The organism is Pseudomonas helleri (assembly GCF_001043025.1).
GTDB classification, from domain to species: Bacteria; Pseudomonadota; Gammaproteobacteria; order Pseudomonadales; family Pseudomonadaceae; genus Aquipseudomonas; species Aquipseudomonas helleri.
On sequence record NZ_JYLD01000020.1, the window covers coordinates 71,616 to 98,278 of the forward strand.

General features: G+C 57.4%; 23 protein-coding genes. 10 read left to right on the top strand and 13 right to left on the bottom strand.

Annotated elements, in window-relative coordinates:
- Positions 1-119: 119 nt before the first annotated feature.
- The 5 genes from hxsA to TU84_RS23490 all read right to left on the bottom strand — a co-directional run bounded on the left by hxsA (position 120) and on the right by TU84_RS23490 (position 4,767).
- Entirely contained in the window at positions 120-743 is a 624-nt protein-coding gene (hxsA, locus tag TU84_RS23470) for a His-Xaa-Ser repeat protein HxsA (RefSeq protein WP_048373441.1), read from the bottom strand.
- Entirely contained in the window at positions 740-1,975 is a 1,236-nt protein-coding gene (gene hxsC / locus TU84_RS23475; protein ID WP_048373443.1) for a His-Xaa-Ser system radical SAM maturase HxsC, read from the bottom strand. Before hxsC ends, hxsA begins: the two co-directional genes overlap by 4 nt.
- Complete coding sequence (hxsB, locus tag TU84_RS23480) at positions 1,972-3,459, bottom strand: His-Xaa-Ser system radical SAM maturase HxsB (RefSeq protein ID WP_048373445.1); 1,488 nt, start codon at positions 3,457-3,459, stop codon at positions 1,972-1,974. Before hxsB ends, hxsC begins: the two co-directional genes overlap by 4 nt.
- Positions 3,456-3,755: a His-Xaa-Ser system protein HxsD gene (gene hxsD, locus TU84_RS23485; protein ID WP_048373447.1), complete on the bottom strand. Its 300-nt coding sequence runs from the start codon at positions 3,753-3,755 to the stop codon at positions 3,456-3,458. Before hxsD ends, hxsB begins: the two co-directional genes overlap by 4 nt.
- Positions 3,756-3,879: 124 nt before the next feature.
- Positions 3,880-4,767, bottom strand: a complete 888-nt coding sequence (locus TU84_RS23490; RefSeq protein ID WP_048373486.1) for a serine hydrolase domain-containing protein — start codon at positions 4,765-4,767, stop codon at positions 3,880-3,882.
- Positions 4,768-5,023: 256 nt separating this feature from the next.
- On the opposite strand from TU84_RS23490, the gene TU84_RS23495 reads away from it, so the two are divergent.
- The gene (locus tag TU84_RS23495; RefSeq protein ID WP_048373449.1) at positions 5,024-6,589 is read left to right on the top strand and encodes a cryptochrome/photolyase family protein; all 1,566 of its coding nucleotides are present in this window, start codon (positions 5,024-5,026) and stop codon (positions 6,587-6,589) included.
- The gene (locus tag TU84_RS25825) at positions 6,586-6,732 is read left to right on the top strand and encodes a DUF2256 domain-containing protein (protein WP_082148800.1); all 147 of its coding nucleotides are present in this window, start codon (positions 6,586-6,588) and stop codon (positions 6,730-6,732) included. Before TU84_RS23495 ends, TU84_RS25825 begins: the two co-directional genes overlap by 4 nt.
- Before the next feature lie 101 nt (positions 6,733-6,833).
- On the opposite strand, the gene TU84_RS23500 is transcribed toward TU84_RS25825, so the two are convergent.
- The gene (locus TU84_RS23500) at positions 6,834-8,504 is read right to left on the bottom strand and encodes a M24 family metallopeptidase (RefSeq protein WP_048373451.1); all 1,671 of its coding nucleotides are present in this window, start codon (positions 8,502-8,504) and stop codon (positions 6,834-6,836) included.
- A gap of 77 nt (positions 8,505-8,581) precedes the next feature.
- Here TU84_RS23500 and pdxR point away from each other — a divergent pair, with 77 nt between their 5' ends.
- Entirely contained in the window at positions 8,582-10,072 is a 1,491-nt protein-coding gene (gene pdxR, locus TU84_RS23505) for a MocR-like pyridoxine biosynthesis transcription factor PdxR (RefSeq protein ID WP_048373453.1), read from the top strand.
- A gap of 7 nt (positions 10,073-10,079) precedes the next feature.
- Here pdxR and TU84_RS23510 read toward each other — a convergent pair whose 3' ends face one another.
- Positions 10,080-10,529: a winged helix-turn-helix transcriptional regulator gene (locus TU84_RS23510; protein ID WP_048373455.1), complete on the bottom strand. Its 450-nt coding sequence runs from the start codon at positions 10,527-10,529 to the stop codon at positions 10,080-10,082.
- A gap of 121 nt (positions 10,530-10,650) precedes the next feature.
- Here TU84_RS23510 and TU84_RS23515 point away from each other — a divergent pair, with 121 nt between their 5' ends.
- Positions 10,651-11,877, top strand: coding sequence for an MFS transporter (locus tag TU84_RS23515; RefSeq protein ID WP_048373456.1), 1,227 nt, complete (start codon positions 10,651-10,653; stop codon positions 11,875-11,877).
- On the opposite strand, the gene TU84_RS23520 is transcribed toward TU84_RS23515, so the two are convergent.
- From TU84_RS23520 to TU84_RS23545, 6 genes are all read right to left on the bottom strand, one after another.
- Entirely contained in the window at positions 11,865-12,407 is a 543-nt protein-coding gene (locus TU84_RS23520; protein ID WP_048373459.1) for a dihydrofolate reductase family protein, read from the bottom strand. The genes TU84_RS23515 and TU84_RS23520 overlap by 13 nt on opposite strands.
- Before the next feature lie 85 nt (positions 12,408-12,492).
- Positions 12,493-12,903: a RidA family protein gene (locus TU84_RS23525; protein WP_048373461.1), complete on the bottom strand. Its 411-nt coding sequence runs from the start codon at positions 12,901-12,903 to the stop codon at positions 12,493-12,495.
- Between the two features lie 64 nt (positions 12,904-12,967).
- Complete coding sequence (locus TU84_RS23530; RefSeq protein WP_048373463.1) at positions 12,968-13,702, bottom strand: SDR family oxidoreductase; 735 nt, start codon at positions 13,700-13,702, stop codon at positions 12,968-12,970.
- A gap of 287 nt (positions 13,703-13,989) precedes the next feature.
- Positions 13,990-14,442 carry a GNAT family N-acetyltransferase gene (locus TU84_RS23535; protein ID WP_048373465.1) on the bottom strand — a complete coding sequence of 151 codons (453 nt, stop codon included), beginning with the start codon at positions 14,440-14,442 and terminating at the stop codon, positions 13,990-13,992.
- A 34-nt stretch (positions 14,443-14,476) separates the two neighbouring features.
- On the bottom strand, positions 14,477-14,908 hold the full coding sequence (locus TU84_RS23540) for an MAPEG family protein (protein ID WP_048373466.1): 432 nt from the start codon (positions 14,906-14,908) through the stop codon (positions 14,477-14,479).
- Positions 14,905-15,219 carry a hypothetical protein gene (locus TU84_RS23545; protein WP_048373468.1) on the bottom strand — a complete coding sequence of 105 codons (315 nt, stop codon included), beginning with the start codon at positions 15,217-15,219 and terminating at the stop codon, positions 14,905-14,907. Before TU84_RS23545 ends, TU84_RS23540 begins: the two co-directional genes overlap by 4 nt.
- Positions 15,220-15,339: 120 nt before the next feature.
- On the opposite strand from TU84_RS23545, the gene TU84_RS23550 reads away from it, so the two are divergent.
- From TU84_RS23550 to TU84_RS23575, 6 genes are all read left to right on the top strand, one after another.
- A complete protein-coding gene (locus TU84_RS23550; RefSeq protein WP_048373470.1) occupies positions 15,340-16,146 on the top strand; it encodes a helix-turn-helix domain-containing protein in 807 nt (268 codons plus the stop codon).
- Between the two features lie 279 nt (positions 16,147-16,425).
- A complete protein-coding gene (gene tssF / locus TU84_RS23555; RefSeq protein ID WP_048373471.1) occupies positions 16,426-18,186 on the top strand; it encodes a type VI secretion system baseplate subunit TssF in 1,761 nt (586 codons plus the stop codon).
- A gap of 152 nt (positions 18,187-18,338) precedes the next feature.
- Positions 18,339-20,984 (top strand): type VI secretion system Vgr family protein, encoded by a 2,646-nt coding sequence (locus tag TU84_RS23560; protein ID WP_053225298.1) that lies wholly within the window; start codon positions 18,339-18,341, stop codon positions 20,982-20,984.
- Positions 20,981-25,504: an RHS repeat-associated core domain-containing protein gene (locus TU84_RS23565; protein ID WP_053225299.1), complete on the top strand. Its 4,524-nt coding sequence runs from the start codon at positions 20,981-20,983 to the stop codon at positions 25,502-25,504. Before TU84_RS23560 ends, TU84_RS23565 begins: the two co-directional genes overlap by 4 nt.
- Positions 25,501-26,010 carry a DUF4265 domain-containing protein gene (locus tag TU84_RS23570; protein WP_048373473.1) on the top strand — a complete coding sequence of 170 codons (510 nt, stop codon included), beginning with the start codon at positions 25,501-25,503 and terminating at the stop codon, positions 26,008-26,010. The genes TU84_RS23565 and TU84_RS23570 overlap by 4 nt, the downstream gene beginning before the upstream one ends.
- Before the next feature lie 307 nt (positions 26,011-26,317).
- The coding region (locus tag TU84_RS23575; RefSeq protein WP_048373475.1) for a hypothetical protein at positions 26,318-26,663 on the top strand (346 nt) is incomplete at its 3' end.

Here is a 26,663-nt window from a genome sequence, read left to right on the forward strand (position 1 = left end):
CATCGGTAGAGTGCTGAGAAGGCATGAGCCTGAAAAATCATGACCGGGCTCAATGGGCACAGCACACCATAGTCGGCAAGGGAATGCTACAGCGGCGTGTCTGGGGCGTGGGTCCAGGGTTATGGAATACGAATACCCAAGGCATTCAAGGTCTGAGTGTCCATTGCGCCATTGACCGTCAGTGCATTGTCCATCTGAAACGACATCAACGCGCCACGCGTCCCTTTGCCCATCACTCCGTCAATTTTGCCGAAGTAGTACTTGCGCACCATCAGCGCCGTTTGCACACGCATCACCAGATTGTTTTTCTGCGCTTCGCTAGGGCGAGTTCGGGTCGTGCTCGCGCTGTTGGCCGGGCCTGAAGGCCCATAAAGCGAATTAGACGTCGAAGATCCAGCAGAACCACTTGAACTGCTGTGTGTCGAGCTTGGCGCTGTATAACTGCGAGTACTGGCAGGCGGCGGGCTGTAATAGCGAGGCGCGCTATAGCCGCCTGAACCGCTGTAATGAGAACTGTGGGAGCTGTGCGAACGGTGAGAACTGTGTGAGCGATGCGCGGCATACATGTTGATTGCATCCGGGGCATTGAGCGTGTCCGCGAAAACAGGTGACTGGCCGTTGCCCCTTGGCTCCCAGCTCGCATCAGCGAGTGGTAGCGAGTTCGCCTGTGCAAAGGCAGTACCCGCGACGGGAAGTAAAGTGATCCCCCCAAGCAAAATTTTCCAGCGATCAAGCAGTTTCACTGTGCGCTCCTTGCATAGGCACTGAATGCCTCGGTAGAAAGTGGTTGCACACCACGGCTTTGCCAGCGCGCGGAGTGAGATTTAAAGAAACCGGAACACTGTTTATTCGCAACGCATTGTTGGCAGGCATCGATAAACAGATTCTTCCAGTCGGATATGCTCTGCCGGGTGAAACGCCACAAATGTTCAGGCACCAGGCATAACGGCAGGTTATATAGGGAGACAGGCAAGCCACGGTTATGCAGAAAATAGACTGCCTGAGTGAGCGAATCCTGATAGTCCATCGGGTCTATCCAGAGCGCCTCATAATGCTTTCTGGCGAGCCCGGTGCTTTCGATCCCCATCAATGCAACATGCCGAACAAACGGTAAATTACGGAAGATGTAGTGCGCGAGCTCTGGCAATCTTGGCGTCGTCAATTGGCTCAGCACCACGCGGATCTCAACAATCTGGTTGGCACGCGCAAGGTTGTACAGCCCTTGCAGGGTTTCACTGAATGCACCGGGCGCCTGCACAACGTGGTCGTGGTCACTGGCGTTATCGGCATACAGCGGTATGCCCCAACTGAGCTGGGGGTGATCAATGGATGTGAGTGATTCGATCCAGTCCGGGTCTTTGAACAGTCGGCCATTGCTCAACACATGAATGGATTTAAGCGCCAGCACGGCTTTGCACTTGGCCAGGATTTCCAGCAAACCGTCACGATAAAGCGTCGGCTCCCCGCCACTGATACCGAGGTTTTCTTCGCCTGGATCCATCAAATCAATGAGGCGAAGGTTTTCCTCAATATGCCATCGATCATCAATGTCTTTGGGTGGCTGAGAACACATCAGGCACAGACTGTTGCACCGGTCTGTCATGAACAACAAATTGCTGTCAGAACCGCGCCGATACAGGACGCGCACCAGCGAATTACCGGGCGTCAGTGCAATCACATCACCTGGGCGAACAACATCCGGGTCTTTGGGCGAGTGAATCAACAACCTGTCGACGCCTGCGTGACCGTCCCATTGTTCAGGAATGAGAAAACCTGCAACTGGCAGCGATAGCAGTTGCGGATTGCGTTGCAACTCGACCGCAGGTGACCACAACAAAAGATCATCAAAGCCCACATCTCCCGCACACACAGCGGTGCCCTTCTCAATGAGTTCTTCGAGAGAGATGACCTTAAGCAATCTGGGTTCGGTTAAATGCTGAATCTCAACATGAGTGTCTTTACGCAGCATCATCAACCCCGATAGCCAGCCAAACCGACATCGGCATAGCTGCGTCGGTTGAGCCAGGAAAGCAGGACACGCTGAACGTCATCATCGGCATCTCGCAGCAACTCAAAAAGATGCTTTAGCAGCCCCATATTTTTCTTGCAGAAACTGCTAAAACTGCGATGCCCGACGGGATCGCCCTGACGTGCAAAGTGTTCCACGGGATCTGCACCGCAATACGCAACAAGCGCGCAGTCTGAACAGCCCGGAAGGGTTTCAGCGACGCCACTGCTTAACAGAGCCTCCATAACCGGAGAACGCAGCAGCTCAGACAACGGTTGATGCACGCTGCCCAGGCGCAACCCCTCCTCGCCCATTTCCAACAGCATTCGTGCTTCGTCAGAGGGGTACACATAGCCGTCGTAGTTGTACACCAGCGCCGCAGTCCCCGCGCCCGTGGGCGAACGCAGATCCACATAGCCCGATGAAAATGGCGTCAAGATATTCTTCAGCAACAAACTCGCATAGCTTTCTGACAGGTACACGCCCTGCTGATTAAGCTCCAGCAGATAAGCCAGAGCCTCCTTGTAAAACGCCACATAGCGCTCTATCGGGTAATCCAGCCGCTGCGCGCTTCTTGAAGCAAAACCATAAGGACTCAAGGGTCGTAATGAGATGCTTGAGAAGCCCTGCTTAACGTACTCATCAATGATGGCCCGTGGTTGCTCGAGGCTTCTGGCCGTCAAGGTGGTCAGTGCCGACACAGCGTCGTGCCCCAAGTGCTCACGAACACGGCGGATACCTTCAAGCGTTCGCTCGAACGAGTTTCGGGTCGGCGTCGGGCGATTAGCGTTGTGTAAAGACGCTGGCCCATCGAGCGACGTTGAAAACTGGATTCGATGGAGCTTGGCGAAATCGAGAATATCGTCAGTCAAGTGATAAAGCGTCGTCGTAATCACGAACTGAATATCTCGTTGCTCCAGCACGTTTCGTTCAACCACCCACTCAACAATTTGCCGGACACGCTCGAAGGCCAGCAGCGGTTCCCCACCCTGAAACTCAACAGTGAGTACGCGAGAGTTCGATTCAAACATGCGCTCAACAGCAGCCCGTGCATCTGCTTCAGACAAGTCGTGCCCTGAACCGCCCAGAGGGGCGCGAGAAACCTGACAGTACTGGCACGTGTGATTGCAGCGCAAAGTCACCACAAACAGATGCAGCGCCGGGCCCTGAAAGAGAAAATCCTTGCGACTGCGGTACTGCGCGGCCATCTGTGGCAAGGGATCATGCCTGCCGGGCTCGTAAATGAAATGCCGGGCAAGCAGATTCCTGTAAAACGCAGAGCCCGGTTGCAAACGCTTAAAGCCGAGGTCCTGGAGCTGTGGGTCAGAGACCCAAAGGTACTCACCCGTTTCAGAGGTGATCAACACATCCCGGTCACTTTCGGCCTGCATACGCATAAAGCGAAATGGCAGCAGACGATAACTGCTGGTATCAGAAGCGATCAGCGTCATTGAGGCAGCCCGCACCCAGTCAATGCCGCACGCGCCAGCACCTCTCGCAACCCGGCAGTTTCGCGGTTGATATGGTTACGCAGGGCAAAATCATTCAAATGCTGCAACACCAGCGGCCGTACGCGTGCGCTGGGCAAGGTGAGCTGATCTTGAGACGGGAAAATCGACAGCTTGACCTGACCGGTCTCAACAGAGACTTCAATAGCCAATGTATCCGCCAGACTATAAGCCGCCCGCTGCACCACCCCAAGCGGGTAAGCCGCCTCGCAGACGTGCATGATTACCGGCCAATTCATCGAGATCGATCCTTGAAGACGCTGAAAAAGGTGCGGATTCTGACAAGAGAGAAGGCAATTGGCTAGTATCCAATTGTTTAATTGAAGGAATCGTGAAATCGACGCCTGAAACACTTGAAAGCCTTCAACTCTCCGGCCGCAAAACTTGCATCATCTGCTCAACAACGACGGCTTCGACAGCGCCATGACTGGCGCCTTGCTCTAAAGCAGCGCAACACACCGTTGTGTCGCCGTCGCTTATACGGTAAACGGCGATGACACTGCCTGGCCCGCAGCCTGTGTGCCCTGTCAGGGTATATCCACCCGCAATTGCTCCCTGCATCACCCCCAGCCCATAGCCCGGTGTGATCCAGGGTCGTCCGGGAATCGGGCCACCGACTATTCGTGCTTTCTGCATGTCCTGAAGCAAGGCTGTAGGGAGCAAGTCTGTGCAGAAGAGTCGATTGAGAAATAGCGCCGCTTGCGAGACAGGGCCGATTAACAAACCGTGATACACCCAGGCGTGATCATAAGTTGAGGCGCTTCCAGGAATGGAGGCTGGCAAGTCTGATCGTGCCTTGGCAAAGCGAACGTTTGACAGACCCAGAGGAGCAAGCGCCCGCTGCATCACCGCGTCATCAAGCGCCAGACCCGTCAGGCGCTCAATTAGCGTGCCGATATGCCAGTAGCCCACATTCGAATACCGCCAACCGACTCCGGGACTGTATCGAAGTCGGGCACCGTCGAGGCGTTGCATCATTTCATCAGCAGACCAGGCTGGTTCGCCGTTGCTAACGGCTGTGTGATAGTCAACAAGTTCACCATAATCAGCCAGGCCCGCCTCATGCCGCAGTAGCTGGCGTAATGTGAACGGCTGATCAAGTATTGGCTCATCCAGGCTGACCAGCCTGTCACGTACTAACGTCAGAGCCGTCGCAGCCAGGACTGTTTTAGTAAAGCTCCACCAAGGGACCATCAGATCTGACTGGTCTGGCGATTGTGGCTGACCGTTTGATATGAGTGAACTGAGCATGGGCGTCCTTGGCGAGTTGAGCGGATCGACACGATATCCCATTCACTCTTCCTGGACGTAGCCTCGCCAAGCTCGGCAACTGCTACGACGATCAATACAATCCGTAGGAGCGAGCTCGCCTCGCGATCTTTTGATCTTAAAGGCAACGCCGTTACGCCACGATCGGTTAAGCGAGACATGCCTTCACATTAAACTTGTACAAATTATTTATTTTGTACAAGAATCCGCACTCAACCTCCTTGAGTGCATTCTGCAGATGAGAGCCACACCGCCATCGGACCATAACGCCAAGCCTGGCCGGTTATGCCTGGTCCTGGGCGACCAATTATCTTTCGACCTGGCCTCACTGCAGGGGCTGGATAAAGAGCGCGATACAGTGCTGCTGGTCGAGGTGATGGAGGAAGCCAGCCATGTTCCTCACCACCCACAAAAAATCACCCTGATTTTCAGTGCGATGCGTCACTTTGCTGAAGCCTTGCGGCAGAGGGACATCAAGGTGCATTACGTGAAGCTGGATGATCCGGACAATACCGGTTCAGTGCCCAGCGAGTTGCATCGCTGGCAAGCACAGCTTCAACCGTATGAAATCCACCTGACAGAATGCGGCGACTGGCGTCTGGAGCAATCCATCAAGGATTGCGGCTTGGTTGTTCAGTGGCATTGCGATGATCGCTTTCTGTGCTCTCGTGCCGAGTTCTCTCGCTGGGCTCAGGGTAAAAAGCAGCTGCGCATGGAGTTCTTTTACCGCGAGATGCGTCGCAAGAGCCGGTTGTTGCTCAACGGTGACGGCAGCCCGGTTGGCGGCGCCTGGAACTTTGATGCAGAAAACCGCAAGGCATTGCCCAAGGGCGTCAGGCCTCCTTCGCCCGCCCGTTTCACCCCGGATGCAATCACCCAGGAGGTGCTGGCGCTGGTCGCAAAACACTTCTCGGATCACTATGGTGCCCTCGACACGTTCGATTATCCGGTGACTCACGCAGAAGCTCAGGCCCTTTGGGACTACTTCCTGGATTGGGGTTTGGCAGCTTTTGGCGACTATCAAGACGCCATGGCCAGCGATGAGCCTTTTCTGTTCCATGCCCGTATCAGCGCGGCGCTGAATATTGGCTTGCTGGATCTTCGTCAGCTGTGCAGCGATGTGGAGTCGGCGTACTGGGCCGGCAATATTGCGCTCAACGCCGCCGAAGGTTTTATTCGGCAATTGATCGGCTGGCGTGAGTATGTGCGGGGCGTCTACTGGCTGAAGATGCCTGACTATGCACACGGCAATGCTTTCGGTAATACCAGGCCGCTGCCAGAGTTCTACTGGACAGGCAACACGCAAATGAACTGCATGCGCCAGGCCATCAACCAGAGCCTTGAACACGCCTACGCTCACCACATCCAACGGCTGATGGTCACCGGTAATTTCGCCCTGCTCGCCGGGATTGCCCCGAGCGCAATCTGCGAGTGGTATCTGGCGATCTATATGGACGCCTTCGACTGGGTGGAGCTGCCCAACACGCTGGGTATGGTCATGCACGCTGATGGCGGCTATCTGGGTTCCAAACCCTATTGCGCGAGCGGCCAGTACATCAAGCGCATGTCTGACTATTGCCGTGGCTGCGCCTACAAAGTGAGTGAAAGCACCACAGACGACGCCTGCCCGTTCAACGCGCTCTATTGGCACTTTTTGATGCGTCACGGCGACCGCCTGCGCGGCAATCAACGCATGGGCATGATCTACAAAAACCTCGACCGCATGCCTGAAGCCAAACAACAGGCGCTGTGGGATCGCGGCCAGTTGTTGCTCACTGCCTTGGACAACGGTGAGTCGTTGTGAAAAAAAGTGAGCTGCCAGTCAAAACCTGCGCCACCTGCGGGCTGCTGTTTACCTGGCGCAAGAAATGGGCTCGCTGCTGGGAGGATGTGCGCTACTGCTCGGAGCGTTGTCGACGGAGCAAGAAGAAGCCCGACAGCCTTTGACATGCGAAAAACAGGCAGGAGCTGGCAATCTTGTGGTCTTGGGGATTCGCCGCTCACCTGAGCGGCGCTCCTGCGGCCCGCATTGCAGCTTGCGATCCTTGTCAGCGACTACGTTGCTCGCCAATCAGGATGTCTTCAAAAAATGCCCCGACCGGTTCTGTGGGGTGACACAGCTGAATTTCCAGCACCCAGACCATTTCGCTCGGGACGATCTCGACCTCTGCCAGCTTGTCCTGCCCGAACAGGGCATGGGGGAAGTCGGCAATGCGGTGCCCGGCCAGGTTGCGTTCAAGGCGCCAGCCTTTGGTATGGGCACTTTGCTCTGCGAAATCATACAGCTCGCGCCCGGTTAGCCCGCGGTGCCAGGCGTCGCGGGTTTCGTCGAACACTTGGTGCAGCGCCTTGACGCAGTCCTCATACAGCCGGTGCTCACCGAAGACAAACGTGTCGCCATAATCACCTTCATAGCCGTCCCACACCGGGCCAAGGTCGACCACCGCGATGTCGGTGGCGCGCAGCTTGCGCTGTGGGTCAATGCCTTGGCGCGGGGTGCGGATGGTGTCGTCGCCAAAACGTATATAGGTCGGGTGCCAGGTGTGGGATGCCCCCATGCTCTGCAAGGTCTGACTGGCCATGTCTAGGGCTTGCGCGGTGGTCATGCCGACTTTTAATTGCTCGGCAATAGCAGCTAACGCCCGTACCGTTTGCTCGCGGGCTGCGAGCATGCCATCCAGTGAGTAGCGCGGACCGACTTTTTCCAGCACCGGGTCCAATGCCTTCAATGATGAAGCTGGCGGTAATGCCCCGCTGGGGACGAAAGCTTCAGCGACAAAACGATGGGCCTGTACACCCGAAGCCAGGCAGGTTTCACGCACCTGATTGATCATCGCGCTATTGCCACAGGCATAGATTTGGCTATCGGACCAGTTGTGCGGTTGTGCCTGCGCGACCTGCTGTACGCGGGCGTCTGCCGACAGCACCCGATGCCACTTAAAACGTGGATGGGCGCGGCTGGCCTCATCCAGAAACTCAGTATCGTAGAAGTCTTCTGGCGCTGAATTACCCCAATACAAGGTAACTTCGGCATCACGGTCCAACGCCGTTAGCAGCATCGGCTTGATGCCGGCATACCCGGTCCCGGTGGCAAACAACACAACCGGACGCTCATCCTCATGCTGCCAGGTGCACGCGCCGACAGGACCTTCCAGGGTGAGCACATCGCCCACTTGCAGGGCTGCCAGAATACCCTCGGAAAACAGTCCACCACTGACCTGACGCATATGAAACACACACTGACCCTGGTCCTGTGCAGGCAGATTGGCCACGGAGAAACAGCGGCTATCGCCATCGTCGAGGCGAAATCTGACGTACTGGCCGGCGCGTACCTCAAGGGGCTGAGCGGGCAGCAAAACCAGTTCGACAACATCCACGCTCAGTGCCCGCTTGCTGATCACCTGTGCGCTGACGTCCCGCACCGGCGCGTCCAACGACCAACCGGGTATTTCCAGGCGCATGTCACTGCAGGCATGGCTCTGGCACAGCAACATCTCGTCCGCCGCCAGCGGGTAGCAAGGGGCTGGCGCGTCTGGCGCGAGCTGCTTTGCGCGGTAGTGACCTGAGACCACCTTGACCTTGCACGACCCGCAAGCGCCGCGCCTGCAAGAAAACGGCACCGCGAGACCGCTGGCGAGCATGGCGTCGAGGAGTAATTGATCAGCGGCTTGAAACGATTTGCCCGAGGGCAACAACTCTACGACATGGCGGTTCTGCATAAACACCTCAGGGCAATTGAGGTTCGATTGTTGCGTTAGACTAGGACCCCAAGAACCTCCAGTTTTGGATAATTCATATGGTCCAGCTTCGTAAATGGCGCCCGCTGCTCAAACTCGATGGCGCGCAGCCGCAAGCGTCATACAGAAAGATCATCGAAGGGTTAGTGAGCGCGATTGTCGAAGGCCGCCTGCGCCCCGGAACGCTGTTGCCCGGTACGCGGGAAATGGCCCGCCTGCTGGACGTCAATCGCAAAACTGTGATCCTTGCCTACGAAGAGGCAGTGACTAAAGGCTGGTTGGTCAGCCTTCAACGTCGCGGCACGTTCGTCAGCACACTATTGGCGCCGGGAAAAGTTGCGGCCCCCAGTGCACCCACATCATTTGCCCTGGCGCTCAAGCCAACCCCTGCCGCGATCTATTTCGACCCGGGCGAGCAGGTCATCGCGTTGCAACATCAGGCCGGGGCGCTGTTTTTCGATAATGGCGCCTCTGACCATCGCTTGCTGCCCCAAGCAGTGCTGCACCGTTACTACCGCAACGCTTTGCGCAACAGTTTCACCACCAACACCGTGCGCCATGGCAGCGAGAGCAGCAGCCAGTACCTGCGCAACGCCCTGGCCGAAATGCTGCGCCATAATCGCGGCCTGGCGGTGGACGCGCAGCAGATTTGCCTGACCCAGGGTGTGCAGATGTCTCTGTACCTGACGGCCAGCGTGATGCTAAAACCCGGCGATGTGGTGGTGGTCGAACGCCTGAGCTACCCCCCGGCCTGGGAAATTTTCCGCCAGTTGGGCGCGCGATTGGTCACCGTGGATCTGGACGATGAAGGTTGCCGAATCGATCAGCTCGCAGACTTGTGCCGGCTGCACAGCGTGCGGATGGTCTATCTCACCCCTCACCACCAGTTCCCTACCACCGTCAGCCTGCGTGCCGGGCGTCGTCAGCAACTCCTGGAATTGGCCCGGCTGCATGATTTCTGCATCATCGAAGAAGACTATGACCATGAGTATCACTTTGCCGGCCGCCCCTATTTGCCTCTGGCCAGCGACAGCGCGCAGCGGCATGTGATCTACATCGGCTCGCTGTCCAAATCGTTGGGCAGCACGTTTCGTTGCAGCTACATCGTTGCTCCGCCGAATCTCATCCAGGCCCTTGAGCGCACCGCCGCGGTGACCTTGGGCCAGGGCGATGCCGTCATGCAGCGAATGCTGGGGGACTTGATCAATGACGGCGAACTGAAGAAGCATCTGCGCCGGGTCTCCAGAGAATACCGCCAGCGCCGGGACACGCTGCTCAGTTGTCTGCAAGAAGCGTTTGCCGAGCAGATATCCGTGCAGGAACCGGAAGGAGGACTGGCGCTGTGGGTGAGGTTCGCTGACTCAATCGACGTCAACCAACTGGTGGAAAAAGCCCTGGAGCTTGATCTGGTGATACGCAACGCTCGCCAGTTTTCACCCGACGGTCACCCTGAAAATGCCCTGCGCCTGGGCTTTGCCTCGCTCAACCAGGAAGAAATCCGCAGCGCTACCCAGCGCCTGGCCCAGGCGGCGCAGGCGATCAAGCGGTAAAACTCATTTACAACACCTCTTTATCGACCCGGGTTTGCTCCGCAGCAATCACCCGACCGTCCGCCGCCACTGGCTGCATGAGCGGCAGCGGTTGCTGTGTCACGGTATCCAGCAGTCGTGAATGGGCTTCGTGCGGCTCGAACAAGTGCTGCTCCCCCCATTGGCGCAGCGCTACTACCAAGGTAAACAGGCTCTCGCCCTTGGCTGTCAGCACGTACTCCTGATACGACGTGCCATCGGATGCCGGACGCACCTGCAAAATATCCGCTTCAACCAGCGCCTTGAGGCGCTGGGTCAGAACACTGCGGGCCACCCCCAGGCCACTTTGAAAATCGCCAAACCGGCGCACGCCATCGAAGGCGTCCCGCACGATCAATAATGACCAGCGATCTCCAATCAAGTCGACCGTTCGTGCCACAGGGCAGGTTTGCGCTGAAGGGTTGTGGGTTTTGCTCATGCCGGTTCCTTGGTGTGTGTCGGACATCAGATCGAATCAAAAAAGCAGTTTCATTTTAAGACTGAAAGACCTAGAATCAAATCGGTCTTTTTTTGAGACTGGATTAAAAAAAGGTTCTACTATGTCCATTGATCAATGCCTGTCCACCCGCCTCTTGACGCCTGAACCCGCGAATACGCCCATGCCGCGCAGCCTGGTGGGGCTGTTTGCCTGCGCGAGCGGGTTGAGCGTCGCTAACGTCTATTATGCCCAACCGCTACTGGATCAAGTGGCCACCGATTTTGCCATTAGCCAGGCTGCGGTTGGCGGAGTTATCACTGCTACTCAGGTCGGCAGCGTACTCGCGTTGCTGCTGATTGTGCCGCTGGGCGACCAGATGGACCGTCGTTCCTTGATGTTGATGCAGATTGTCGCCCTGATCGGCGCACTGTTCTGTGTAGGCATGACGCACTCCCCGACGGTGATGTTAGTCAGCATGCTGGCCATCGGTCTTATGGGCACGGCCATGACCCAAGGCCTGATTGCCTATGCCGCGACGGCCTGTTTGCCGCAAGAGCGCGGGCGCGTAGTGGGGACAGTTCAAGGCGGGGTCGTTATCGGTCTGCTGCTGTCACGGCTGGCCGCCGGATTGATCGCGGACATGGCCGGTTGGCGCTGGGTGTATCTGGGCGCGGCGCTGGTGATGGTGGCGCTGGCGGTTACGCTCTGCAGATCGCTGGTTTCGCAGCGTCCTTCTACGCCTCCCATGCCCTACCCGAAGCTGGTGTTTTCAATGTTCACGCTATTGAAAAACGATCGCGTCCTGCAAATCCGCGGCATGCTTGCGCTGTTTATATTTGCGGTGCTGAGCATTTTCTGGAGCGCATTGGTTTTTCTGCTAACGAGCCCGCCCTACTCCTTTTCGCACACCACCATCGGCACCTTCGGTCTGGTCGGTGTGGTCGGTGCTTTGGCGGCGGCACGTGCAGGCGTGTTGGCGGACAAAGGGCTGGGTCAATGGACCACCGGTTTATCACTGGCGCTGCTAATACTGGCCTGGCTGATGCTTGCGCTCACCCCCTGGTCCATCCTGTGGCTGGTCCTTGGCGTGGTGGTGCTGGACCTTGGCGCCCAGGCCATTCATGTCACCAATCAGAGCATGATTTTCAGTACCAGCACGGGTGCGCACAGCCGGGTGGTTGGCTGCTACATGCTGTTTTATGCCGTGGGCAGCGGCCTCGGCGCACTCGCCTCGACCACCCTCTACACACTGTATGGGTGGACGGGCGTTTGCGCGCTGGGCGCCAGCGTCAGTCTGGCAGCGTTGGTGTTCTGGGGGCTGACGCTAAAAGGCACTCAAAGCACTTGATAGCGACTTTGCACAAAGCCGTTATCGGACATCGCCGAGTCGATCAGGCGTAGTTTCTGTTCGGTGCCCAGCGGGCCAAACAAGGGGATACCCCGGCCCAGCAACACGGGAATGCGGGTGATGACGAGCTCATTGATCAGGCCCGCCGCAAGAAAAGCCTGAACGGTCTGCCCACCGTCGATGTACAGATGCTTCATACCGCGAGCCGCCAACTGCGCCACGATATCGGCCGGCTCGCCTGCCAATACTTCAACCTTGCCTTGCAAGGGTTCAGGCAGGCTCACGCCTAGACGGGAAAGCACGATGACTGCTTTATCCGCATAAGGCCACTCAGGAAATGACAGCACCTTGTCCAGGGTTTTGCGCCCCATGACCAACGCATCGATGCTGCTCATGAAGTCTTCGTAGCTGAGGCCATTCAACGCAGGGCACTCATACTCAGGCGAGTGCAGCCACTCAATATCGCCATCTTCCCGAGCGATAAAACCGTCTACGCTGGCGGCGATAAACACCGAGCATTTGATATCCATAACCTGCAGCTCCTTTTTTTTGGGCGCCGTTTATAGCATGAACTGCACCACGAAAGCTGCGCTGATTAGCGCGATAGCGCTGAGCTTAGTCCCTCGCAGACGCTGATCGCTGCACGGCGATGCACTTGATCTCCACCAGTAGACCGGGCTTGGCCAGTTCACTGACGCCAATACAGGTCCATGCGCAGGTGTTGCGGGGGAACAGGCTGTCTTTCACCTGCCTGAACAACGGCATGTGCTGGTTCATGTCGATGTGATAGGTGGTCATTTCGACCACATCCTCGAAGCCACAGCCACCGGCTGCGAGCACCTGGCGAAGGTTTTCCCAGGCGGCCAGAAACTGTTGTTCGGGGTCTTCTATCACCTGTAAATCAGCCGTGCGCCCGACCTGACCCGCGCAATACAGCGTTGTGCCAACTTTGACCGCAGGCGCATAACCGGCGCGCTCAGCCAGCAATTTCATGGTGTCTGGAACGATGATCTGGCGATCACTCATGGTGGTCACTCCCAACCCACCGCTTTGGTGATGGGCGCAGCTTGCTGGCAAACGTTAACAGGACTCAAGGTTCCTGACGGGTTGGCGCAATGACGATTTCGCGAATACACACGCCTTGCGGCTGTGAATAGGCGTAGCTGATGGCTCTGGCGACATCTTCTGGCGACAGAACAACACCGCCCATGCCTTGCTTCCACTCTTGATAGCCGTCCTTGATGCTTTCGTCAGTGGTGTGGCCCAGCAGCTCGGTTTCAACTGCGCCTGGCGCGATGGTCACGACCCGCACGTTGCTTGGTGAGAGTTCTTCGCGCAGGTTTTCGGACAACCCGTGGACAGCAAATTTGGTGCCCACATAGACGGCATGATTCGGGAAGGTTTTATGCCCGGCCACCGAACCGATGTTGATGATTGTGCCGTGCTTGCGCGCAACCATGCCGCTTGCCACGGCCAGTACGCCGTTGAGCAGGCCGCGTACGTTGACGTCGAGCATCGTGTCCCATTGAGACGGCTCCTGTTCGCTCATGCTGCCCAGCAGCATCACGCCCGCATTGTTGACGATGGCATCCACCGGGCCGAATTGTTCTTCGGCCTGTTTCACCGCGTTAACCACCGCCTCACGGTCGGTCACGTCTACCGACAAGACCAGCGTATTGGGCAGTTGCAACGCCAGCATGGGTTCCAGTCGGCGGGCCAGCAGCAGCAATGGGTGACCTTCGCTCGAGAGCAGACGCGCGGTTGCCAGGCCGATCCCGGAGCTTGCACCCGTGATAACGATCAGAGGTTTTGAAGTAGTAGTCATAGCAGGTGCTGCCCCTCAGGTTTCCAAAAGACCGATGTCTATCAGCGAATCAAGGTCGCCATTTTAGAGACCCAAGATCACAAAAAAAAGTTTTCGTCGCTCTGAACGCAGAGCAATCGACGACACCTTGAACCACTTGGCAAATTGACAACGCGGCCTTAAAACCGATGAACACATACCCGTAGCAGTTGACGAGCTTTGCGAGGCCTCGTCCGGCTGCGCAGCAGTCGTAAAACCATGCTCTGCGGTGTGTCAGTTGAACCTGAGACGTAGCCTCGCAAAGCTCGTCAACTGCTACGAAGGGTTGGGGTGCTCTTTTCAAAGCGGATATCACCCTCGGGCAGATTCTTCACAGGCTGCCAGCCAAGTGCTCGATAAAAGCCATTGGCGCGGCTGGCTTCAGCGGTTTCCAGCCATATCGTGGAGTGCTGTTCAAACAGAAAAGCCTCCGCTTTCGCCATCAACAGGCGACCCAGTCCGAGCCCCTCGTAGTCCGGTAAAACGAATGCTGCAAACACACACGCGTCTTGCAGATCAGCCATGGAAAACCCGACTGGGGTGCCATCGACCTCGGCAACCCAAATGCAGGGTGCGTTCGCAATGACTTCGCGGATAGCCTCTGGCGTTACGCCGATGTCTGCCAATTGCTCACGTGACAAATGGTTTTCCCGAACACGGGTTCGAATTTCAAAAATGGTGTCGATATCGCCGACATTGGCAACTCTTATGGTTTTTTTCATAGCCTGTTAACTCCCTTGCAGGTCATTAATCCCCTCACAGCGTCGCTAGCGCCCTAAGTCCAACCATTGCGCCCAGCCCCGACAGGCAAACAATGCCGACGGCATACGCGACGGTTCGCCAAGGCTGCCACCCTGCCAGATAGCACACGGAGTGCAACACCCGCGCCACGCTGAACACGCAGAATAGCCAAATCGTGACACCACTCGACGTCTCCAATGCACAACACAAACCGCCCAATACAAAGAACAAAGGGATGTTCTCCAGATCGTTAGCCCAGGCTTTAGCGGCGCGAGTGACTTGCGGCAATTCCTGTGGGCTGACCGGGCGGTTGAAGTAACCCGCGTCTTCACGATTGGTAAAGGCCAGAGACTTGATGCGGTAGAAGCCTTGATAGCACGAAAGCGCAAACATCTTCATGCACAGCACTACCACGCAGAGCGCGTAGACACTCAACACGCCGCTCATGGCTGCTCCCTGTATTTAAAGCCATTGACCACGATGTACAGCAGCGGGCCGATGGATACGAATACAGCCGTCAGCAAGAAGTAAGGCAACAGCGAGACCTTAGAGCGGCCCTGCCGTTGCGCATCCCGGTACATCCATACGCACGCCAGGGCGGCCATCAAATAGAGATCAATCACCACTTGGGCGGTGTCCGGGCTGGACATCAGTGCCAGGCCAAACTCAATCAGTGGCTGCTCTGCCAGCCACAGGGTATAGGCCGTGTACACAGAGAAACCCAGTAAAGCGACAAGGGCGAGATACGGTCTTTTCATGTCTTCATCCTGGAAAACAGCAACGGCTGATGGGAGGCCCACGTTAGTGATACTTTTGCCTGCTCAGCAATGACCTCACAGGTCATGGACTAATCCCGTTTGCACTGCCAGAGTTCGCCCATGAGCAGCCCACCGATTCAGCGCACCCCGCCCACGATCACCGCCGGCCCACTGTTGCGTGAGCTTCGCCGCCATGCCCGCTTGAGCCAGCTTGAGCTGTCTCTGATCACCGGGGTTTCCCAGCGCCACCTGAGTTGCATCGAAACCGGGCGGGCCAAGCCGAGCCCCGCCACGCTGCATCATTTACTGATGGCCCTCGAAGCGCCCCTTGAGCAGTGCAACAGTGTTTTTCTGGCGGCGGGTTATGCGCCCCGCTATGAAGCCACCCCGCTGGCCTCTCCCGCCATGGAGGCGGTACGCGAGGCCATCACCCATGTCCTGCACGCCAACAACCCGGCCCCGGCCATTGTGCTGGGCAGCCAATGGGAAGTGCTGGCCGCCAATGCCAGCACTCAAGTGCTGTTCGACCTTGTCGGCCTGCCGAGTGATTCGGCACACGGGTTGAATCTGTTAGTCACCCTGCTACAGCCCGGCGGGCTGGGTGATCATTTGATCAATGCCGACGAAATCCGCCATGTTGCCTGGCAGCGCGCTACCCGCGAAGCATTGAACAACCCCGGTCTGGCCAGAATACTGGAGCGCCTGCCCGCACCAGATGCCCCTGAAACAGGCCCCGGCGAACTCCCCCCGCTGGTGTTGACGCGTATTAAATGCCCACGGGGCGAGCTGAACTTTATGTCCACGTTCACCACCTTCGGCATGCCGCTCGACATCACCGTCACCTCACTGCGCATCGAACATTTGATTCCGGCGGATACACATACCTGGCAAGTCATGACAGCGGCATACGAGCAATCGCGCCTTTAGCCCAACTGTACCTTTGCCCAAACAATGCATATGTAGGAATTAACCGTCAGACAAAAACATCATCACAGGTAAGTTCGCTCCTGATTTTTGCTAGATGGCTGTGACTGCATAGCCCCCTGCCTAGACTCACTTCATGTAGGGATAAGTACTCACTGCACAGTTATTCAACCTGAAACTGTCCACTCATAAAACCTCACACTTGTTAGTTGCAGGAAGTTTCTTACAAATACTTCCTGCAACTAACCGCCCGAACTCAACCCACTATTAAACGGTATCGCCATGTCCTTGAAAGATCGCTTTGCGAAAGAACTTCGCGACCTCCAGGAGTTGGGGCGCGAGTTTGCTGAGGACAACCCGCAACTGGCACCTTTTCTGGGGCCGGGAGCCAGCGACCCGGATGTGGCGCGCTTGATGGAGGGCTTCGCTTTTTTGACCGCCAAGCTGGCGATGAAGATTGAAGATGATCTGCCCGAACTCACTCACCCGCTGCTGCAGATGGTCACCCCGAATGCTCTGCGATCATTGCCCAGCACCACGCTCATGCGCTTTGAACCGGTGCAACATGCGCTCAGCGGCTCGCAGATCATCCCCAAGGGCACACTGTTGCATGCCAAGCCGGTCAATGGTGTGAACTGTACCTTCCGCACCTGTACCGACGTGCACCTGCACCCGATGGTGGTGAGCAGCGCCAGTGTCTCCCACAGCGTGCAAAAGTCCGTTATCAGCCTTGAGCTGCAAGCTCTATCGCAACAGCCCTGGAACCAGATCAACTGCGACCGGCTGGATTTCCACCTCGGCGTCAATAGCGCCAACGCGCTGGTGCTGTGCCAATGGCTCTCACAGCACCTCAAGAGAATCAGCCTGGGCATCGGTGATCATCAACTCAGCTTGCCGCCAAATATCTTGAGTTTTGCCGGCTTCGAACCAGATGACGCACTGCTGCCTGGCTTTGCTCCACACCAGAACGGCTATCGCCTGCTGCAGGAGTATTTCTGTTTTCCCGAGCGTTTCCATGGATTCACGCTCAAAGGCCTGAAGCGCCATTGGCCCGAAAAAACCAGCGAAACCGTGCGCCTGGAGCTGCATTTTTCAAAACCGCTGCCCGCTTCAGTAGAGATCAGCCCCGAGACGTTCTGCCTGTACTGCACCCCAGCCATCAACCTGTTTGAGCACCCGGCCGAGCCAATCCTGCTGGACGGTGCAGAACTTAATCAAATCGTACGCCCGCGCACCCGGCGCCCGGAGGCTTACAGTATTTTCAGCGTTGATCAGGTGAGCGCCCGTCAGCGTGACCCCGAGTCACTACAGCCCGAGCGGCGTTTCGAACCTTACCAATCGCTGGCCCATCGCGTCGAAACCGCCAGCGAACAAGAAGCGGCCTATTACAACCTGGCGATTGAGCCCGAGCTGCTGACGCAACAGGCCAGGCATACCCTCAGCCTGATACATGGCAATCAGCGCCCTTACCTGGGCCAGCGCGAAGAACTCAATATTGCCTTGACCTGCACCAACAATGACGTGCCCCAGCAACTGGAAATCGGCGATATCTGCCTGGTGACCCAAACAACACCGGCCTTTGCCACTTACCGCAACCTGACCCGGCCGACACCTCAATACCCGCCCGTGTTTGACGGTGAAACGCATTGGGCGCTGATCTCCAACCTGTCGCTGAACCGACTGTCTCTGACCTCACCCGCCGCGTTAAAGGCAGTGTTACAGGTCTATGACTTTATCGCTCCCCATGACCTGCAGCATCAGCGGGCCACCCAGCGCCGCTTGAACGGCATCAAAAAGGTCAGCAACCAGCCCATAGACTATGTGTTCAAGGGCATCCCGATGCGGGGCAGCCAAACCACGCTCTGTGTCGATCCGGCAGCCTTCAGTGGCGAGGGCGATTTACAGGTGTTCGGCAGTGTCCTGTCGCACTTTATGGCGTTATACGCCAGCAATCAGTCTTTTCACCTTTTACACATTGTCAATATTGCTCGCGATACCGCGTTCACCTGGCCTGTTCAAACTGGCCAACAAGCCAACATTTAAACGTGTTAACGGGTGTTTATTTATAAATAACAGATCTGACGCATATACAGGCGTACCTACAAACACTTGCACGTTTATTTAACCGTGGGCACTTACATGCCCGAACACTCATTAATTAAACCTGCCCATGCACTTAATATGCGGGAGCCTTCATGCCCTCTTCACAGAATGTGCGGTTTACATTCAGTTCAACAGCAGACATTGCCTTTGAGGTGGTGTCATTTGAACTGAGCGAAGGCATCTCTGAACTTTTCTGTTTAAACGTTGAATTGATCAGTGAATCCGCCAATGCCGATTTCCCCACCCTGCTGGACAAACCCGCCACGCTGACCCTCTTTCAGGGCGACCAGCCCGTACGGTACGTGCACGGGTTGATCAGCCAGTTCGAGCAAGGCAAGACCGGCTTTCGTCGCACCTGGTATCGCGCCCGCATCGAGCCCGAGCTGGCCCGCGCCAACCTGCAATCGGACTGGCGGATTTTCCAGCAGCGCAGCGTGCCGCAGATCCTCCAGCAACTGTTCAAGGATCGCCACTGGGGCGCGTGTACCCAGCGCCTGACCGAACCTCATCAAACACGCGAGTTCTGCGTTCAGGCTGGCGAGCTGGACCTGGCGTTTTATCAGCGCCTGGCCGCCGAAGAAGGCTTGCTGTCGATCTTTCAGCACAGTGAGGCCGGGCATTCGTTGATCCTGGCTGACCACATCGCCACCTTCGGCATTTTGCAGGATGAGCCGTTGGTGTACGCACCCAACCCCGGCGGCGATCCCGCGCAACCGGCACTGCACAGCTTTACCTACCGCGAACAGGTGCGTAGCAGCGAGCAGACTCAGCGCGATTACACCTTCACCCACCCGCGTTACAACCTGGAGCAACAAGAACAGGCGATGCATCTGGACCATCAATCCAACGGCTATGAACGCTACGACTACCCCGGTCGTTACAAACATGACAACGCCGGTAAACCCTTTACCCGCACCCGCCTGCTGGCCTTGCGCAGCGATGCGCGCACGGTTGAAGTGACGGGCGATGATGCGCGGCTGGTGCCGGGTTTGGCCTTTGATCTGGTCGGCCACCCGCGCGACGACATGAACATCGGTTGGCGCGCCGTGCACATCCACCATAGCGGGCAGCAGCACACCGCCCTGGAAGAAGAGTCCGCCGACAGCCGGGTCGGCACTCGCTACAGCCTGACCGCCACCCTGATCCCCGACACCCTGCAATGGCAGGCCCCGCTGCTGCCCAAGCCGTGTATCGAAGGCCCGCAAATCGCCACCGTGGTCGGCCCGGCCAATGAAGAAGTCTATTGCGATGAGCATGCCCGGGTGCGTCTGCAGTTCCCTTGGGACCGCGAAGACCGCAACGATGACCGCAGCTCTTGCTGGGTGCGGGTGTGCCAGAGCTGGGCCGGGGCGGGTTGGGGCCATGTGGCGTTGCCACGCATCGGTCAAGAGGTGCTGGTGGCTTTCCTGCATGGGGACCCCGACCAGCCGATGGTGATTGGCCGCAGTTACCACGCCATCAACCGCACGCCTTACAAACTCCCGGAATTCAAGGCCATTAGCCCGATCCGCAGCAAGGAGCTGCACGGCCAACGCCACAACGAACTGCGCCTTGATGACACCCATGGCCAGATCAGCGCCACGCTGATGACCGACCATCAGCACACAGCGCTGAACACGGGCTTCTTGACCCATCCGCGCCCCGATGGCGGAGCGCCTCGTGGCGAAGGCTTTGAATTGCGTACCGACGCCCACGGTGTGGTGCGGGCGGGCGGCGGCTTGTTGCTTACAACCCAGCTTCGCGCCCGCGCCGTCGCCCATCACACCGATCTGCCCGAATGCGCCGAGCAACTCAGCATTGCGCAGCAACATCACGCCACTTTTTCCCACCTGGCCCGCGACCATCTGGCCCAGGAAAGCGGCGATCAGGATGACGTCGCGCAGGCACTCAGTGACCAGCATGCGGCCATTCGCGGCACAGGCGGCAACCCGAGTGCCAACCAGTTCCCGGAGCTGAGCGAACCCTATCTGGTAATGCACAGCCCTGCCGGAATCGCCAGCAGCACGCCGCAATCCACCCACTTGACCAGCGGCGAACACCTGGCCCTGACCAGTGGCGGCCACACCAGCCTGGCCATCGGCAAACGCCTGCTGATCAGCGCCAGCCGCGGCGTGCGCACTTTCGTCCAAAGTATGGGCTGGCGACTGGTCTCGGCCTCCGGCGACATCGACATTCGCGCCCTCAAAGACAACATCAACCTGCTGGCCAAGCTCAACATCACCGCCACCGCCGAACGCATCACCCTCAGCGCCAAAGAAGAACTGGTGATCAAGGCCGCGGGCAGCACCACCACCTATAACGCCGGTGGCATCACCCACACCACTAGCGGCCAATACATCGCCCATGCCAGCAACTTTGCCTATAAAAACGCGCAAAGCCAGGCCGTGGCGTTTCCCGGTGAGCCGAAGAGCGGCCAGGGCAATCTGGAATTGTTTCAGCACTATGCAAGCCAGCACGCCTTTAAAGGCGCGGCTTATCAAGTAGAGGACGCATCAGGCCAAATCTTCACGGGCACGCTCGACGCGCAGGGCCACGCTGCCGTGGCAGGTCTCGCCCCCGGCCCGGCCAAAGTACAGCTGGGCAAAGACCCCTCAGACACTTGGGCGTTAAGCAGTTATATCGGCAAGCCCCATGCCCCGGACTTCGACTCGACATCTCCGGCATTGCCCGGCAAAGCCGCCACTCAGATTGCGCACACCCTGCTGGCAGCGCACGCCACCCGGGAGCAAGGCCAATGAGTACTCGCCAAGGCCAAGTCGCTGTTGCGCCACTCGACACGATTGGCGTCGAAGACCTGAAAAAAGGCGCAAATAGTGTTGATACCTGGCTGCGAGAAATCAGCGGCGACCGGATCACCCTGCAAGGGCTAAAAACGGTCGCCAACTACATCCCGATCATCAACAACATCATGGCCGCTATTGATGCGGTCAACGACATCATCACCCTTGCCCGCAGCGAAAAACGCCATCTGCTCGACTGGGTCAGCCTGGCCATCAATCTCATCGGAATCATACCGGCCCCGCCCTTCATGGCAGGCGCGCGCACCAGTTTGCGCCCAACGCTTTTTCTCGTACGACAGAAAATCACTCAGAACCCCAAAGCCGTGCTCGGTGACGCACTTATCAGCGTTCTGGTCAGCCACTTGAACGCCACCATCCTTGGCTCGCTTGAAGACTTTGTCGAAAAAGCCCAAGCCCAGCTCGACGACATGCTGAAAAGAGCCGGTGCCAAGGGCCAAGAAATACTGCTCAGCTTCGCGCAGGGCATCGAAGATCTCGTCAACGGCACCCTTCACTACAAGGAGCCGCCCACCAGCGACTCAACTTCACTGCTTAAACTGATCGGTAGCGCCATTACCCACGCGCCGGGTAAAGCAGCTGTAAGCGCCCTGAACAGTGCCAGCGGCTATATCCCTGAAGACATTAAAAGACTTGCTCTCTTCAATGCCGGGCTTCTGCGTCAGCTCGCCAAGGAAGTGAACAGCCAGTTGGCCGCACTGGCAGACGTCAACACCGAACACAGTGTTGGCTACTTGCTCTCAGTACTTAGCAAGGCCACCAAAAAGAAACGCAGAGACCTCAACGCAAACGTTCCGGTCTCTCACTCGGCACACGCCAAAAGCATCAGCGGTCAAGGGAACCTTGGCGCCACTGGCCGCCAGGCCCCTGCGCGCAAAGATGCCCATTGCGCTAAAAATGTCGTCTGCCCGGTCACTGGCCACAGCATCAGCTTCGCCCGTGGCAGCGAATACCTCGCCCACACCGACTTTACGCTTGCGGGACCTTTCCCGATCGAGTGGTCGCGGGCCTATCGCTCAAGCCAGTCAGCGCTTGACAGCGGGATATTCGGTGCACGCTGGACAACCCCTTATTCCATGTTTTTTGAGGTTCGTCACAAAGGGCTGGTCTACCACGCCGACGATGGGCGCAGTCATGACTACCCATTGCCCAAACCGGGCAAGTTTCACCACGACCCGATAGAAAATGTCGTGCTGGTGCGCACCAGCGAGCATGAACTGTCGTTGGCCCGAGGGCATCAAAGCCAGGAACACTACCAGCGCATCGGCAAACACTTCTGCCTCACCGCCATCACCCTGCGCGGCGGCGCCCGCGTCACCCTGCACTATGACCACCTGCACGCAGGCCAGGCGGTGCTGTCGGACCTGATCACCTACCAGGGCGACACCCCGCACCAGCACATCCACACCCAGCTCGACGACCACGGCCGCATCAACGCCCTGTGGCTGATGCACGAAGGCGCGCCCTTGCGCCAACTGGCGGGCTACGACTACGACGAACACGGCGATCTGCGCGCTGCCCGCGACGAACACGCCGCGCAGTGGGCGTATCAATACCAACATCACCTGATCACCCGCTACACCGACCGCACCGGGCGTGGCATGAACCTGCAATGGCAAGGCGACGGCCCGGACGCCAAAGCCGTGCGCGAGTGGGCCGACGACGGCAGCTACGACACCCGCCTGGAATGGGACGCCAATATCCGTCTCACCTACGTCACCGACGCCCTGGGTCAAGAGGCCTGGCACTACTACGACATCCTCGGCTACACCTATCGCATCATTTACCCCGACGGCAACGAAGAATGGCTGTTTCGCGACGCCGCCAAAAACGTCACTCGTCATATCCACACCGATGGCAGCACCGATTCATATGCCTACGATGAGCGCGGCAACCTGCTGCAACACACCCGCGCCGACGGCAGCAGCATTCACCACGCCTACGACGACCAGGACCAGCGCTTCAAGACCCGCGATGCCGAAGGCGGCCTGTGGAAATATGACTACGACCCGCGCGGCAACATCATCGAAACCCTCGACCCGCTGGAGAACACAACCTGCTACGCCTACAACAGCGACAACCTGCCGGTGCTCATCACCGACGCCCTCGGCGGCAGCAAACACCTGGCCTACAACGCCGACGGCCAACTGACCCGCTACACCGACTGCTCGGGCAAAGTCAGCCAGTGGCAATACAACGCCCTCGGCCAGCTCAGCCGGTTTACCGACGCTGCGGGCAACATCACCGCCTACCATTACAGCGCCGGGCAACTGGTGCGCCTGACCCTGCCAGACAATACCGAAGAGCATTTCGAGCGCGACACCGAAGGTCGCCTGCTCAGCCACACCGATGCCCTGCGCCAGCGCACCGTGTGGCACTACAACGAAGCCGGGTTGATCCAGCAACGCCACCAGGCCGACGGCAGCACCCTCGCCTACCGCTGGGACAAGCTCGGCCAATTACTGGAACTGCGTAACGAGAACAACAGCACAGCCACCTTCGCCTACGACCCGGCAGGCAAACTGCTGAGCGAAACCGGCTTCGACCGGCAAACCATTCACTACCAGTACGAGAACGGCAGCCAACAGCCGACCCATCGATCCGACGGCGACCGGGTCTGGCGATACGACTACGACCCACTCGGCCGCCTGAGCGCCCGCCACGCCGCCTACCAGGGTGGCAAGCAATGGCAAACTGAAACCTTTGCCTACGATGGCAACGGCAACCTGCTGCTGGCCACCAACCCGGCCTGCAAACTGCAGTGGTTTTACGATGCAGCGGGCAACAACACCCGCGAACATCAGCACCTGCACCTCTACAAACCCTGCCACGTTGCCATCTGGCAGCACGAGTACGACGCCCTCAACCAACGCATTGCCACCATCCGCCCCGACGGCCACCGGGTCAGTTGGCTGACCTACGGCAGCGGCCACTTGCTGGCAATGAAAGTCGACGACATCGAACTGCTCAGCTACCAGCGCGACGACCTGCACCGCGAAATCGTCCGCCACCAAGGCAACGGCCTGCAACAGCGCCAGAGCTGGACGCCCAACGGCCAGTTACAGGAACAGACCGTAGCCCTTACCGGCTCAAGCACGCGCCTGCTGGTGCGCAACTACCGCTATGACGATGCCGGGCAACTGACCGACCTGCACGACAACCGCCGTGGCGACATCAACTACCGTTACGACCCGCTCGGCCGCCTGCTCGGAGCCAGCAGCCAGTACAAAGAAGAAACCTTCGCCTTCGACCCGGCCAGCAACCTGCTAGACCCCAAGGCCTCGCGCCGGCCCATCCACCACCCGCCGCCCAAGCTCCTCGACAACCTGCTTCGCGACTACGTCGGCCAGCACTACACCTACGACGCCCGTGGCAACCTGCTTGAACGCCTCGACAACGGCAAAAAAGCCCGTTTCACCTGGGACCTCTACGACCGCCTGACCCGCTACGAAGACGACCGCCTCACCGCCGACTTCGCCTACGACGCACTGGGGCGGCGGGTAGCCAAATACTCCAAAGCCCACTGCCCGCCCAGCCCCGGCGCCGGCCCGGCGTGGATCGAGCAGCAACAGCGCACGCTCAACGCCCAATACGACTGCGGCCAAAACATCTACGGCTGGGACGGCGACACCCTCGCCTATGAAACACGCTACAGCGACAACCCTGGCGAACGACGTCTGATCCACTACTTCTACGAACCGGGCAGCTTCATCCCCGTTGCCCAAACCGTCGAAAACCGCAACCTGTCGCTAGTGCGCGAGCCAAGCCATGAAAACGGCTACCACATCGACCGCGACCCGTTATGGCAACACCAGCCCGTGGCAAAACCGTTCAACGCCATCGCCTGGTACCAATGCGACCACCTCGGCACGCCCATGGAACTCACCGACCAACGCGGCGAGATTGCCTGGAGTGCGACGTATCAAGCGTGGGGGTTGGCCAAAGAAAAGCGTACCGACAGCGCAATACGCGAAAACATCCGCAACCCGCTGCGCTTTCAAGGGCAGTACTTCGACACCGAAACCGGGCTGCACTACAACCGCTATCGGTACTATGATCCGCAAGTCGGACGGTTTATCAGCAAGGATCCGATCGGGTTTGCGGGTGGGCTGAATGTCTATGCGTATGCGCCGAATCCGGTGGGGTGGGTTGATCCGTTTGGGTTGGCTCGCATCCCGAAATCAGTTAAACAAAAAATTTCAGACGAAAATAGGGATTTTTTTGGAGTGGAGACATGTGAAAGTTGCATTTCCGCAGTTGTACCAGGACAAAAAAGTACAAAAGGCATTAGCCCGCCATCCAATGAACGCCAGTTTGACCATATCGAAGCCGACTCACGCGGTGGCTCAAATGATGAAAACAATACACAAATTTTATGTAGAAAATGCAACCGGGGCTTCTCAAACAATTCAAAACCAAACTTCAGAATACTAAATCGTATAGACGGCACTCAACAATGACTTCTCAATCGCTCAAAAAAATAATATTCAAATTAAACCAAGACATGGAAGACTATCCACCACTCGAATTCGAATCATTATGGGGAATTCAAATAAAGCCACACACATACAAAGTAGATAATATCCCCTACTACATTTATGGTGTAAGCAAAGGAGATATCATTTTAGCTATAGAAAGCAACAAACAAATCCATGCGTCGTACCTTTTATACAGAGGTGGGCACTCAACGCTACGCGTATTTGCCGAAAACATAAGCGATCGCATTAGAATCATTGACTATGCAAAAAAAAATGGCGCTCAGTGCACTAGTCAAAAAGGGAGCTCGCTACTTGCTATTGACATCCCCCCCAGCATAGATTTCGATAAAATCGATGCTTTCCTTTTAAATCAATCAGACAACAAAACTATTGCCTATGAAGATGCCTGCCTGCAACACACTATAAGTGACATAGGTCGGACTAATGAGTGTTACTCACTCTCAACGATCCCGATCTGGGCAAATTGATATTTACACTGCATTGTGAGTTTATTACTGATGACATTCGGATAGTTCAGTGAACGAATCCATCCTCACACGCAGGCTTCAATATGAAGACAATAACAGACTAAGGTTACCTGGCAACGCATGTCACTTGTACAAGAGGTCATATCCAATATTTATAAAAAAGTAGCTATTCCGTCAGCGACATATGGGTAGCACTGCAAGTTATGAAGATCTTCGCGGTACCGGACTGATCACCAGTGACTCACAAGTATGGTTGCAGCGCTGACCAGAAAGTTCATAGCTCTTTAACAGTCGGGCAACACCGGCATTGGCCTCCCGTTGTCAATGCCTGCAAGCATTAAGACAAACCTTCGCCCTCTACCCTGCCAGCAGACTGTGCTACACCTACGACGCCCGCGGCAACCTGCTTGAACGCCTCGACAGCGGCAAAAAAGCCCGCTTCACCTGGGACCTCTACGACCGCCTGACCCGATACGAAGATGATCGTCTGACCGCCGACTTCGCCTACGACGCACTGGGGCGACGCGTAGCCAAATACTCCAAAGCCCACTGCCCGCCCAGCCCCGGCGCCGGCCCGGCGTGGATCGAGCAGCAACAGCGCACGCTCAACGCCCAATACGACTGCGGCCAAAACATCTACGGCTGGGACGGCG